This window comes from Corallococcus sp. AB049A, from assembly GCF_003668885.1.
GTDB classification, from domain to species: Bacteria; Myxococcota; Myxococcia; order Myxococcales; family Myxococcaceae; genus Corallococcus; species Corallococcus interemptor.
Map to the genome: position 1 here is coordinate 1 of NZ_RAWL01000272.1, position 11,771 is coordinate 11,771.

Sequence of the window (11,771 nt, forward strand, 5' to 3'; positions counted from 1 at the left end):
GGCCGCGTTCTTCCCGGAGGGGTCGCCGATGAGGGCGGTGAAGTCCCCGATGAGGAACACCACCGTGTGGCCGAACTCCTGGAAGCGCCGCATGCGCGTGAGCAGCAGCGTGTGGCCCAGGTGCAGGTCGGGACGGCTGGGGTCGAAGCCCGCCTTGATGATGAGCGGCTTGCCCTTGTCATAGGAGCGCTGGAGCTTCTTCTTCAGGTCCTCCGGCACCTGCAAATCCACGGTGCCGCGAGTGACTTCTTCGAACTGCTCTTCGGGGGTCGCCTTGCGCAGTGCGTCCGGGTTCATGGCGCCGCGGACACTAGCCCAAAAAAGACAACGGGCAGGGCAGGACTTCCAACGTCCGCCCCACCCGTGGCTGTCACTCCGCCTGTCCTGCGACTCAGGTACCGGTCAGGTGTCGAGGAAGTCGAAGCTGCGGCAGAGGCCGCGCAGCGTCTGGCTCTCCGTGACGATCTGGTCCATGTCCACGTCGTCGTTCGTCGTGGGCAGCGCCTGGACGATCTGATCGTTGAAGGCCAGACCCACCCGGCGGCTGCGCGAGCTGGCCGCCTTGAGGGTGGCGTCGTAGTAGCCACCGCCGCGTCCCAGCCGCTTGCCGTCCGGGCTGAAGCCCAGGCCGGGCACCACGAACAGGTCGATCTGATCCACCGCGATCAGTTCGGAAGAGTTCGTGGGCTCACGGACGCCCAGGCGCCCCGGCTCCAGCTCGCTCTCCGACTTGATGGCCCGGAAGGCCAGGATCCGCCCGTGCACGTGGGACAGCGGGTAGCAGACGATCTTCTCGTCCTGCAACGCCGCGATGAGGATGTCCCGGGTGGGCACCTCGCCCCGGATGGGGGCGTAGAGCGCCACCGTCCGCGCATTCTGATAGTAGGGCGATGCCAGGAATCGAGACTGGACCTTGAGGCCCCGCTCGTCGATGAGGTCGTTGGTCATCGCCTTTCGGCGAGCCGTCAGTTCCTCACGAAGCGTTACCTTCTTCTCCGCCGCCGCCGTATCCACCGCCGTCTCGCTCACCGCCGCCGCTCCAAGAAAAAAGTCCCCCGCCGAGCCGTGTGCCCAGCGTCCATTGAACCCTTAGAAGCCAGGTGGGGACCGAAATCATGTCACCGCAGGCTTCCCTCATCCCCGGTGAAGGGGGAGGGCTTGCACATGGCGACCGAAACGGACCCCGGAATGGACGTATCGGTTCGAATTTCTGCTGGGCATCACGCACCCCGCAGGGAACAGATCTTTACCGCTGAAATCTCGCTACAAGTCCTTAGAATCACTGGGAAATTCCCAGGGCGTTCTGGGAAAATGATAAGGACGGAGAAGCGTGCGGTCAAGCCGTCCTCGCGCGTTTACAAGCCGCCCCGTGGACTTCTATGATGCCCGGGTCCCCGACATGTTGCGTCCGACCCCAACATTGGCTCTCGCGGCGGTAGCCTGCCTCACCTCCGGATTCGCCTGGGCGGGTCCGCAGATGAACAGTTCCTACCAGGCGGATGCCTTCGGCCCCATCGAGTTGCGCTCGGACGGGGAGCACCTGGTCGGGACCGCTCCGGCCGGAGGGCCCTGCCAGCGCCAGGACGCCGGGCCGATCCTCACCGGCGACTTCCAGGGGAACGTCTTCCTGGGGGAGATCACGCTCTGTCAGACGGGGGACACCTGCACCCCGTCCCGCAGCTTCCCGGTGATGCTCGTCTACAATGTAGAGGAGCGGGCGCTGGGCGGCGTGGTGAAGCTGGAGGACGACTGCGAGTCCCCGGCGCTGCCCAAGAACCGCATGCTGGTGTTCCGCGAGGCGAGCCAGGGCGCGTCGGTGACGCCCGTGCCCACGCCAGCGCCGGAGCAGCGCCAGGCGCAGGCTCCGGCTCCCCCGTCGGGTGGAGCCGCGCAGGTGGCGGCGCAGCGGCGGCTGGAGCCCCTGGACGTGGCGGCCACGCTGAAGCAGGGCCAGGCCCTGCTGGTGCAGAACAATCCCATCGGGGCCTCGCAGCAGTTCCAGCTGGTGCTCTCCCAGGAGCGGGAGAAGAACAACGCCTGGGCGCTGACGGGCATGGGCGTGGCGCACTACCTGCGCAAGCAGCACCCGGAGGCGCTCAAGTACCTGGAGCAGGCGCGCAGCGCGGGCAGTGGCCTGGCGAGGGCGGAGGCCTTCTTCTGGACGGCGTGCGTGAAGCGGGCGGCGCAGGAGTCCGGGTTCGCGCAGCTCGCGCTGCGCCAGGCGGTGCAGGCAGGGTGGTCCGCGCCGGAGAACAACGCGCTGGTGGAGCGTGAGCTCCAGCAGTTCGCCAACGAGGGAACGTTGTACGAGGCGCAGTTGAAGCAGGTCCGCGGTCGCAAGCGGGTCCAGGGCCGTGAGTCGCAAGGAGCTGGAAGCGCCAGCCCGTGAACGCGCCGAACTCCGTGTCGAAGCCCGTCCGCGTCTTCGGCAACTACGAAATCCTGTCGCTGTTGGGCAAGGGCGGCATGGCCGAGGTGTACCGCGCGCGCGTGCGCTCCGGTCCCTATGAAGGCTGGACCGTCGCCCTCAAGCGGCTGTTGCCCGCGCTCACGCGGGACCCGGCGTCGGTGGACCTCTTCCGGCGCGAGGCGCAGCTGTCGCGCCAGTTGGACCATCCGAACATCGTGAAGGTGCTGGATGCCGGGATGCTGGACGACGTGTCCTTCCTGGTGATGGACCTGGTGGACGGGCGCGACCTGGGCCACATCCTGCGCCGGTGCAAGGCGCGCGGGATTCCGCTCCCCGTCGACTTCGCGGTGTACCTGGGCAAGGTGCTGCTGGAGGCGCTCGCGTACGCGCACACCGCCACCGGGCCGGATGGGAAGCCGCTGGGCATCGTCCACTGCGACGTGTCCCCGTCCAACCTGTTCATCTCCCGCGTGGGGGAGATCAAGCTGGGCGACTTCGGCGTGTCGCGCGTGCTGGTGGACGGCAAGCTCCAGGGCGGCGAGGTGCTGGGCAAGCCGTACTACCTGTCCCCGGAGTCGCTGCAGGGCGCCGTCACGCCGGAGGCGGACCTGTGGGCCGCGAGCGTGGTGCTCTACGAGTTGCTCACGCTGAGCCGGCCCTTCGTGGGCACGACGCCGGAGGAAGTGTTCGCGGGCATCCTGTCGCGCAAGTACCGGCCCCTGCGCTCGGTGCGCCCGGACATCCCCCAGGCGCTGGACGACGTGCTGGCGCGCGCGTTCGCGGAGAACCCCGAGGACCGCTTCCCGTCCGCGGAGGAGTACGCGAAGGCGCTGGCGCCTCACTTCGACGAGTACGTGGGCACGCCGCTGGCCATCGCGGCGGTGGTGCGCGGCCTGTTCGGCACCACGGATGAGATGCCCGTGTACCGGCCCTCGCCGCCCAACGGCCCGTCCGACGACAACGGGTAGCCGGGCGGGCAGGGGCCTGGTGCGCGGGCCTTCCGGCGGTGAGGCCCGCTGCCGCGCTTGCCCCGGATGATGACCTTTCCTCCCGCGAACATGCACCGGGAGGAATCCATGGCGACCGAGCGGAAGCAGCAGCAGCCCGAGCAGGAGCAGCCCACCCGCGAGACGCGTCACGGCGACGAGCGGCGTCCGCCCAAGGCCGACGAGGCCAAGGAGGGGATGCCGGGCTACGGACAGCCGGACCCGGAGGTCCGCGAGAAGAACCTGCCGGATCAGAAGTGGTGATCAGCCCAGCGCGCGCACGAGGGGCACGTGCGTGCACAGGGCGTCCACGACACGGGAGACCTCGGCGGCCGTCGTGCCGGGGCCCAGGCTGAAGCGCAGGCTTCCGCGCGCCTCGGCGGGGGAGAGGCCCATGGCGCGCAGCACGTGGGACGGGGACAGCGTGCCGGAGGCGCAGGCCGCTCCGGACGACACGCGGATGTCCTCCAGGTCCAGCGCCATCAGCAGCGCTTCGCCCTCCACGCCGTCGAAGCGCAGGTTGCTGGTGTTGGGCACGCGCGGTGCGCCCGCGCCGTTCACCGTCACGCCGGGCAGCCGCTGGAGCACCTGCTTTTCGAAGGCGTCGCGGAGGGCACCGACACGCTCGGCGGTGGTGGGCTGATCCGCGGTGGCCAGCTCCAGGGCCAGGGCCAGGGCCTCGGCGTAGGGCACGTTCTGCGTGCCTCCGCGCCGGCCTCCCTCCTGGTGTCCGGGCGTCAGCGCGCGCACGTCCACGCCCTTGCGCACCACGAGCACGCCCACGCCCTGCGGCCCGCCGAACTTGTGCGCGGAGAGGGAGAGGAGATCCGCGTCCACCTCGCGCAGCGTGCACGGGACCTTGCCCGCGGCCTGCACGGCGTCCGTGTGGAAGAGGATGCCGCGCTGACGGCACGCACGCGCGGCCTCCGCCACGGGCTGCAGCACGCCCGTCTCGTTGTTGGCCCACATCAGTGAGCACAGCGCGGTGTCCGGTGTCAGCGCGTCCAGCACGGCCTCCAGCGGCACGCGGCCGTCGGAAGCAGGGGACAACCGCACCACCTGGGCGCCTTCCTTCTCCAGCCGCGTGAGCGCCCCGAGCGCCGCCGGGTGCTCCACCGTGGTGGACACCACGCGGCGGCGTTCTCTCACGGGCCGGGCCGCCCAGGAGCCCAGGAGCGCGAGCGCATCGGCTTCGCTTCCGGACGCGGTGAAGGTGAGCTCCTTTGGCTCGCAGCCCAGGACCCGCGCCACCTTCGCGCGGGCCGCGTCCAGCCGGCCCCGGGCCTCACGCCCGCCGCCGTGCACGCTGGACGCGTTGCCGAAGCCGCCGTCCGTGAAGGCCCGGGCGAGCAGCGCGCCCACCTCCGCGCGCACTGGCGCGGCGGCGTTGTGGTCCCAGTAGATCACGTGTCCTGCGCGGACAGCAGCGACACCGGCCGCTCCTCGGAGACGCCGAAGGCTTCGAGGAAGCGGGACACCACCTCGCGCTTGAGCGCCTTGCGCTTGGCCGCGCTGCCGGACAGGGGCAGCCGCGCGCCCGCCATGCTGCCGTGTCCACCGGAAGAGCCGCCCAGGTCCTCGCACAGCTCGCGGATGAGGCGGCCCGCGTTCATGCGCCGGTCCTTCACGCGCAGGCTCAGGAAGAGCTGGTTGCGGAACGTGCCGTACGCCAGGGACCACTTCATCCCCTCGAGGTACATCATCCGCTCGGCCACCTCCGCCACCATGTCCGGGGAGTAGACCTCCTCCAGGTCGGTGATGATGGCCGTGCCGTAGACCTTCGCCTTCTCGATGGACGTGTGGAACAGCTGGAAGAAGCGCGCCGGCAGCTCCGGGTGCTCAATCTGTCCCAAGAGCTGCTTGTCGCAGCGGGGGAACAGCCACAGGTAGCTGTCCACGTCCGTCTGGGTCGTCTCACGGCCCAGGTCCCGCGTGTCGGCCTTGATGCCGTAGAAGAGCGCGGTGGCGATCTCCACGGAGGGCTCCAGGCGGGCGGCCCGCAGGTACTCCACCAGCATCGTGGAGGTGGCGCCGAAGTCGCCGCCCACGTCCGCGAAGGGGGCCAGCAGGCTCTCCTCGCGCAGCGGGTGATGGTCCACGACCAGGTCCGCGCGGTAGCGCGCCGGCAGCGAGTGGTTGCGTACGGGCGGCTGCGTGTCCACCAGCCCGAAGAGGTCGTACTGACTGAAGTCGATCGTCGACACGTGCGACACCGGCAGGCGCAGCACGCGCACGAAGGCGACGTTCTCCGCACGGCCGATGATGCCGCCGTAGCCCACGTGGGCCTCGATGCCGGCCTTGCGCTCCAGCAGATGGGCGAGCGACACCGCCGCCGCCATGGAGTCGGGGTCCGGGTTGTCGTGCGTGAGGATGAGCGCCCGGCGGTGGCCCTTGGCTACCTGGAGCAGACGGCCCAGCTTGTCGGCGGCAGGCAGCTTCGCCAACCGCGCTGGCGGAGGCTCCGTGAGCTCGCTCCCGGCGAGAAGCTGGGCGCGACGGCTTTGGAGAGAGGGTGTGACAGGCATGGGAACTCTTCTTTTACTTCCTCCGGCGCAGGGATTCGAGAAGTCGGATGTTCTCCCCATAACGTTCCGGAAAGGGTGTTTCCAGCACCCCAATGGTGTCGACGAAGCGCGCGTCCTTCATGAGGCAGCGGAAGGCCGTGAGTCCGATTGTTCCCTTGCCTGGTTCCTCATGCCGGTCCACCCGGCAACCCAGGTCTTTCTTGCAATCATTGAGGTGGAAGGCGCGCACCCGTTGCAGCCCCACGCGCCGGTCGCACTCGTCCATCACCGCCGCGTAGCCCTTCGCCGTCCGCAGGTCATACCCCGCCGCGAACAGGTGGCACGTGTCCAGGCACACCGCCAGCCGCGCTTCATCCGCGACGCGTGAGAGCAGTTCCTCCAGGTGTTCGAAGCGCCACCCAAGCGCGTTGCCCTGGCCCGCCGTCACCTCCAGGCAGATGCGGGCCTGGAAGCCGGGGCAGCGGCGGTGCACCTCGTCCAGCCCCTCGGCGATGAGCTTGAGGCCGCGCGCCTCGTCCGGGTGGGAGCCAGGGTGGAGGATGAGCAGCGGGATGCCCAGGCGCTCGCAGCGGGTGAGCTCCTCGGCGACGCACGCGAGCGACTTCTCGCGGGCCTCCGGTGCTTCACCGGCCAGGTTCACCAGGTAGCTGCCGTGGGCAATGACGGGCAGGCCCGTGCGGCGGGCCTCGGCTCGGAAGGCCTCTGCCTCCGCGTCCGTCAGCGCGGGGGCGCTCCAGCCCCGCGCGTTCTTCGTGAAGATCTGCAGGGCGCGAGCGCCGTGCGCTTCGGCTCGCTGGAAGGCCTGGCTCACGCCTCCGGCGATGGATTCGTGAGCTCCGATGCGCACGGCTTCGACTTCGGCTCTCTCTTCGCCGCTACTCGACGGTCTTGTACTTGCGGCCGAGGTCGCGGAAGTACTTCACGCCGTTGTCGAGCGAGTTCTCCATCGCGTCCATCAGCAACGTGCGGAACGTGGCCACGGGCGCGCGGAAGGACTCGTAGTAGCGCTGACGGTCGATGGAGTGGATGACCGCCGGCATGTAGCCGTTGCGCAGCAGGATGAGGTTGCTGCACATGCGCCCCACCTTCCCGCTGTGCTCGGTGAAGGGGAAGATCTGCAGGAACTCGTGCTGCACCACCGCCGCCTGCTTGATGGGGTGGAACTCGCGGAACTCCGCGCTGGCGGTGTGGTCCACGAGCTTCTCCAGCCGGGCCTGGATCTTCGCGGGCTGGGTGATGTCGTGGAAGTAGGTGCGGTGCAGAGGCATGTCCTTGCGCAGTCCCGCGCGGTCACGCTCCTTGGCCAGCTCCTTCTCCGTGCGCTCACGGCGCTCCATCCGCGCACGCTCCGCCAGTGCCTCCGGCGTGTTGCCCAGGAAGAGGTCGTGCATCCGCTTGATGGTGGTGAGCGTGAGCTGCGACTGCTTCTTCGCGCCCGCCGCCTCCTCGCGGATGAAGTCCGCCACCGCCTTGTGGTTGCGGATCTCCAGCACCACCGGGATCATGGAGGCTTCCGCCGCGGTGCGCTCCGGGAAGAGCGCGGCCATCAGCTCCTGGTGCGTGTACACGACGCCTTCGAGCGCAGCGTCGTGGTAGATCCACGACATCTCGAAGCGGTCCAGGTACTCACGCGCCGGCGGCTTGCCCTTGTAGATCTCAAGGTACTCGCGCAGCTGCTCGTTCTTCTCGTCGATGTCCTGGTAGCGTTCCTTCACGGACTGCGGCTCCTTGTCGCCCCGGCCCGCCCCGGGCGCTGGTTCCCGGAAGACTGCGCCGGGAGGTACAACGGCATGCGGATTCTAGAAATTCCGCGCGGTTGGAACAAATAAAACCCGACTAGAGATTCACCAGAAACACCTCACAGGCCTGATCCAGCAGGTCTTTTGAAAGGGCTGGCGGGATTTGCCGGTATCGGGCGGCGTCCCGGATGAGCGAAACGAGGTCGCGCGGGTGGCAGGAGCGCATCTCCATGCTGCGCGGCTTGTAGTAGTGCTCCACCAGGTAGGTGATGGCCTGGTCCACGTAGGGGATGCCGGCCGCCTCGCACACCCGGCGGAAGATCTCCCGGTAGGACTCCTCGTCGGGGTTCCCCACTTCGATCTTGTACTTGATGCGCCTGAGGAAGGCCTCGTCCACCAGCTCCTTGGGGTCCAGGTTGGTGGAGAAGACGAGCAGCTGATCGAAGGGGATCTCGAACTTCTTGCCCGTGTGCAGGGTGAGGAAGTCCACCCGCTTCTCCAGGGGGACGATCCAGCGGTTGAGCAGGTCCGTGGGGTGGACCTTCTGGCGGCCGAAGTCGTCGATGAGGAGCATGCCGCCGTTGGCCTTCACCTGGAACGGCGCCTCGTAGAAGCGGGTGCTCTCCGAGTAGATGAGGTCCAACGTCTCCAGCGTCAGCTCGCCGCCCACCACGACCGCGGGGCGCCGGCAGAGCGACCAGCGCTTGTCCATCTCAAAGGTCTGCCGGCGGCCGTTGGCGTCGCGGCCTATCTCCAGCGACACGGGGGTGTGGATGATGCGGTCGAAGACCTTGATGATCTGGTTGTCGATTTCCAGGCAGTGCGGGACGAAGACCTCGCCGCCGAACATGTGGGAAATCGCCTCCGCCAGGCTCGTCTTGCCGTTGCCCGGCGGGCCGTAGAGGAAGAGCGAGCGGCCGGAGTTCACGGCCGGGCCCAGCTTGTCCATCAGCTCCGCGGAGACGGTGAGGTGCCCCAGCGCGGCGACCAGGTCCTCCTGGCCCACGACGGGCGTCTCCTCCGTCTGGCTGGAGATGAGGGCGTTGTACTGCTCGATGGGGACCGGGGCGGGGCCCACGTAGGTGGAGCGGGTGAGGGCGTCACGCGCGTACTCGCGGCCCTTCTCCGTGAGGGCGAACTCCACGGACGCGCGGCCAAAGCCCTTGCCGCCGCGCAGGTCCACGAGCTTCTCCGCGGCGAGGAAGTCCACCACGTGCTCGACGACGCCGGACCAGGGCAGGCACATGCTCTCCGCGATGGCCATGCCCGTGCCGGTGCCGGCGTAATAGAGGAACTTGAGGCCCAGGTCCGCCAGCAGCCCCAGTTTCAGGCCCGTGTCCTCCAGCGACTTCGGCTCCGAGGGAGCGATGTCGAGGACGGACGGGTTCTCCAGCTTGAACGGATTGTCTTCGTACGCGTAGCCGGCGGGAGGCATCGGGTACGGGTTCTACCCGATTCCCCCGTCCGCCGGGACTTCACGTCCGCCGACTGTCCTCAAACGTAGGTCAGCCAGTCCGCATAGCGGGCTTCCTGGCCCCGCACGACGCGGAAGTACATGTCCTGGACGAACCGGCTGATGGGGCCGGGCTTGCCGTCGCCAATCTGGCGGTTGTCCACCTCGCGCACGGGGGTGAGCTCCGCGGCGGTGCCGGTGAAGAAGACCTCGTTGGCGATGTAGAGGGCGTCACGGGTGACGGTGACTTCCTCGATGGTGGTGTGGCCGGCGTCCTTCAGCAGCTTGAGCACCGTGTCGCGGGTGATGCCGTCCAGCACGGGGGAGGAGAGGGGCGGGGTCTTGATGATGCCCTTCTTGTTCACCATGAAGATGTTCTCGCCGGAGGCCTCCGCGACGAAGCCGCTGATGTCCAGGAGGATGGCCTCGTCGTAGCCGGCGAGCACCGCCTCGCGCTTGGCGAGGATGGAGTTCACGTACTGGCCGGTAATCTTGCCGCGCACCATGTTCACGTTCACGTGATTGCGCGTGAACGAGCTGACCTTGGCGCGGATGCCCTCCTTGATGCCCTTGTCACCCAGGTACGCGCCCCAGTCCCAGGCGGTGATGCCCACGCGGGTGGGGTTCACCGCGCCCAGGCCCATGGCGCCGTCGCCCATGAAGGCCACCGGGCGCAGGTAGGCGCCATTGGCGAACTGCGCCTTCTGCTTGCGCAAGAGCTCCAGCGTGGCCTCCACCAGTTCATCCTCGGTGTAGGGCATCTTCAGCATGATGATGTGCGCGGAGTCGAGCAGGCGGCGGATGTGCTCACGCAGCCGGAAGACGGCGAGCCGGCCATCGTGGGTCTTGTAGGCGCGGATGCCCTCGAAGACGCCCAGGCCATAGTGGAGGGCGTGCGTCATCACGTGCACGTTGCCCTCGTCCCATTTCATCACCTTCCCATCGAGCCAGATGTGTTCGGCGCGCAGCACGGTGGATGAGGTCGAGCTCATCGGGAGATTCCTCTCGGGCTAGGGTGGGACGGCCTGGGACTTGTACCCAGCGAGACTGGGGACGCAAAGCGTGAAACGCCAACGATTCACGCTCTGTTCTGCGGCGCCGTGCGTCAGGCCTGCGCGATGGTCGGCAGGTTGGCGCGGGCCTTCTCGATGTCGCCCTCGTATTTGAGGACGAGGTTGAGCGTGGAGGCGACGACGTCCGCGCTGAGCGCTTCCGCGTTGAGCAGCGCCAGGCTCTGCGCCCAGTCCAGCGTCTCGCTGATGGACGGGGCCTTCTTCAAATCCAGCGCGCGGATGGCGGCCACGGCCTCCACCACCTGCTCGGCCAGCACCTGGGGGACCTCCGGCAGGCGCGCGCGGACGATTCGCAGCTCGCGCTCGCGGTCCGGGAAGTCGATGTGCAGGTGCAGACAGCGGCGCTTGAGCGCGTCCGACAGCTCACGGGCGTTGTTGCTGGTGAGGATGACGCGCGGGATGTGCTTCGCGCGGATGGTGCCCAGCTCCGGCACCGTGACAGCGTTGTCAGAGAGGACCTCCAGGAGGAAGGCCTCGAACTCCGGATCCGCCTTGTCGATTTCGTCCACCAGCAGCAGGGCCGGCGTGTCCGACAGCTGGGCCTGGAGGATGGGGCGGGGCAGCAGGAAGCGCTCGGAGAAGAACACCGCGTCGCCGGACGCCAGCCGGTCCGCGGCCTCCGACAGCGTGGACGTGCCCTGGGTCAGCTCCCCAATCTTGTCCTTGAGCAGCTGGGTGTAGAGCAGCTGCTTGGCGTACTCCCACTCGTAGAGGGCCTTGGCCTCGTCCAGCCCCTCGTAGCACTGGAGCCGGATGAAGGTCCGGTCCAGCGCCTGGGCCAGGGCCTTGGCCAGCTCCGTCTTGCCCACGCCGGCGGGGCCCTCCACCAGGATGGGCTTGCCCATGCGGTCCGCCAGGAACACCGCCGTGGCGATTTCGGGGGACGACAGGTAGCCCACCGCCTCCAGGCGACGCGCCGCGTCCTCCACGCTGGTGAACGAGCGAATCTCCGGAGTCAGTTGAGGGGGGCTCACGCGCGTCAACTTAACCGACGGCTTCCCGCCGACTGCGGCAAAAATGCCAGGGTTGTGGGGGCGCCGTCCGCACTCTTGAGGGCCTTGGGAGCTGTAACCCTGCGGAATCAGAGTGCGTAATTATTTTCGCACCGCGGGCATGCACCGTGCATCTATGCGGGCGAATCTCAGGACGACGAGGTCGCGGGTCATGTGGGCGTGGCTGAAGCTGGCGATGGCGGTGCTGGTGGTGGTGATGCCGGGGGGCTTCCCCCTCGTGCTGGCGTACATCGCGACGCGGACGTTGCTGGAACGGTGGCGGGTGGCGCAGGCGCAGGCCCGGGAAGAGGGCCGTCCGGTGTCAGTGGTGCGGGACGTGGTGGGCGCGCTGCACTTCCGGGACCTCATCCGTGAGGCCAGGGCGGCCACGGCGCTGTAGCCGGCGCGGGACACCCCTGAGATGGACGAAGGGCCCGGCACTCCCAGGAGTGCGCGGGCCCTTGTCGTTTCAGCAGAACGGGCTGGCTACTTGTCGAGCTCGTCCACGAGCGCCGTCCAGTCGTCCTCGCCGCCTTCGGGGGCGGTGGGCAGCTGCATGACCATGGTGCGCTCCGGGGCCTCCTCGTCCACGG

General features: G+C 68.4%; 12 protein-coding genes, 1 other RNA gene and 1 pseudogene. 4 read left to right on the plus strand and 10 right to left on the minus strand.

Going from position 1 to position 11,771, the window contains the following annotated elements:
- The 3 genes and pseudogenes from D7X55_RS25790 to ssrS all read right to left on the minus strand — a co-directional run.
- Nucleotides 1–297: pseudogene (locus tag D7X55_RS25790) on the minus strand (tyrosine--tRNA ligase); the annotation flags it as partial.
- A gap of 105 nt (nt 298–402) precedes the next feature.
- On the minus strand, nt 403–1,029 hold the full coding sequence (locus D7X55_RS25795; protein ID WP_121724472.1) for a 5-formyltetrahydrofolate cyclo-ligase: 627 nt from the start codon (nt 1,027–1,029) through the stop codon (nt 403–405).
- A gap of 19 nt (nt 1,030–1,048) precedes the next feature.
- Nucleotides 1,049–1,241: non-coding RNA, 6S RNA (gene ssrS / locus D7X55_RS25800), on the minus strand.
- A 236-nt stretch (nt 1,242–1,477) separates the two neighbouring features.
- On the opposite strand from ssrS, the gene D7X55_RS25805 reads away from it, so the two are divergent.
- The 3 genes from D7X55_RS25805 (at nt 1,478) to D7X55_RS44225 (ending at nt 3,660) form a co-directional block, all read left to right on the plus strand.
- Entirely contained in the window at nt 1,478–2,389 is a 912-nt protein-coding gene (locus D7X55_RS25805) for a tetratricopeptide repeat protein (RefSeq protein ID WP_121724473.1), read from the plus strand.
- 77 nt (nt 2,390–2,466) lie between these two features.
- Nucleotides 2,467–3,378, plus strand: coding sequence for a serine/threonine-protein kinase (locus tag D7X55_RS25810; RefSeq protein ID WP_370450154.1), 912 nt, complete (start codon nt 2,467–2,469; stop codon nt 3,376–3,378).
- Nucleotides 3,379–3,486: 108 nt separating this feature from the next.
- Nucleotides 3,487–3,660: a hypothetical protein gene (locus D7X55_RS44225; RefSeq protein WP_167510887.1), complete on the plus strand. Its 174-nt coding sequence runs from the start codon at nt 3,487–3,489 to the stop codon at nt 3,658–3,660.
- Here the strand turns inward: D7X55_RS44225 and D7X55_RS25820 are convergent, their stop codons facing one another.
- From D7X55_RS25820 to D7X55_RS25850, 7 genes are all read right to left on the minus strand, one after another.
- Nucleotides 3,661–4,803: a cysteine desulfurase family protein gene (locus D7X55_RS25820; protein WP_121724474.1), complete on the minus strand. Its 1,143-nt coding sequence runs from the start codon at nt 4,801–4,803 to the stop codon at nt 3,661–3,663.
- On the minus strand, nt 4,800–5,921 hold the full coding sequence (locus D7X55_RS25825) for a bifunctional oligoribonuclease/PAP phosphatase NrnA (protein WP_120550631.1): 1,122 nt from the start codon (nt 5,919–5,921) through the stop codon (nt 4,800–4,802). The genes D7X55_RS25820 and D7X55_RS25825 overlap by 4 nt, the downstream gene beginning before the upstream one ends.
- Before the next feature lie 13 nt (nt 5,922–5,934).
- On the minus strand, nt 5,935–6,768 hold the full coding sequence (locus D7X55_RS25830) for a deoxyribonuclease IV (protein ID WP_120550630.1): 834 nt from the start codon (nt 6,766–6,768) through the stop codon (nt 5,935–5,937).
- Between the two features lie 28 nt (nt 6,769–6,796).
- Nucleotides 6,797–7,636: a Fic family protein gene (locus D7X55_RS25835; protein WP_120550629.1), complete on the minus strand. Its 840-nt coding sequence runs from the start codon at nt 7,634–7,636 to the stop codon at nt 6,797–6,799.
- A gap of 121 nt (nt 7,637–7,757) precedes the next feature.
- Nucleotides 7,758–9,095 (minus strand): AAA family ATPase, encoded by a 1,338-nt coding sequence (locus D7X55_RS25840; RefSeq protein ID WP_120550628.1) that lies wholly within the window; start codon nt 9,093–9,095, stop codon nt 7,758–7,760.
- Between the two features lie 59 nt (nt 9,096–9,154).
- Nucleotides 9,155–10,105 (minus strand): branched-chain amino acid transaminase, encoded by a 951-nt coding sequence (locus tag D7X55_RS25845; protein WP_121724475.1) that lies wholly within the window; start codon nt 10,103–10,105, stop codon nt 9,155–9,157.
- A gap of 113 nt (nt 10,106–10,218) precedes the next feature.
- Nucleotides 10,219–11,160 (minus strand): MoxR family ATPase, encoded by a 942-nt coding sequence (locus D7X55_RS25850; RefSeq protein WP_120550649.1) that lies wholly within the window; start codon nt 11,158–11,160, stop codon nt 10,219–10,221.
- Nucleotides 11,161–11,350: 190 nt separating this feature from the next.
- Here D7X55_RS25850 and D7X55_RS25855 point away from each other — a divergent pair, with 190 nt between their 5' ends.
- Complete coding sequence (locus D7X55_RS25855; protein ID WP_014397861.1) at nt 11,351–11,578, plus strand: hypothetical protein; 228 nt, start codon at nt 11,351–11,353, stop codon at nt 11,576–11,578.
- The last annotated feature ends 193 nt before the right edge of the window (nt 11,579–11,771 follow it).

Coding starts and splice junctions, on each gene's coding strand:
- D7X55_RS25810 (WP_370450154.1), top strand. CDS start 2,467: ATGGCCGAGGTGTACCGCGCGCGCGTGCGCTCCGGTCCCTATGAAGGC.
- D7X55_RS25840 (WP_120550628.1), bottom strand. CDS start 9,095: ATGCCTCCCGCCGGCTACGCGTACGAAGACAATCCGTTCAAGCTGGAG.
- D7X55_RS25855 (WP_014397861.1), top strand. CDS start 11,351: ATGTGGGCGTGGCTGAAGCTGGCGATGGCGGTGCTGGTGGTGGTGATG.
- D7X55_RS25805 (WP_121724473.1), top strand. CDS start 1,478: ATGAACAGTTCCTACCAGGCGGATGCCTTCGGCCCCATCGAGTTGCGC.
- D7X55_RS44225 (WP_167510887.1), top strand. CDS start 3,487: ATGGCGACCGAGCGGAAGCAGCAGCAGCCCGAGCAGGAGCAGCCCACC.
- D7X55_RS25845 (WP_121724475.1), bottom strand. CDS start 10,105: ATGAGCTCGACCTCATCCACCGTGCTGCGCGCCGAACACATCTGGCTC.
- D7X55_RS25825 (WP_120550631.1), bottom strand. CDS start 5,921: ATGCCTGTCACACCCTCTCTCCAAAGCCGTCGCGCCCAGCTTCTCGCC.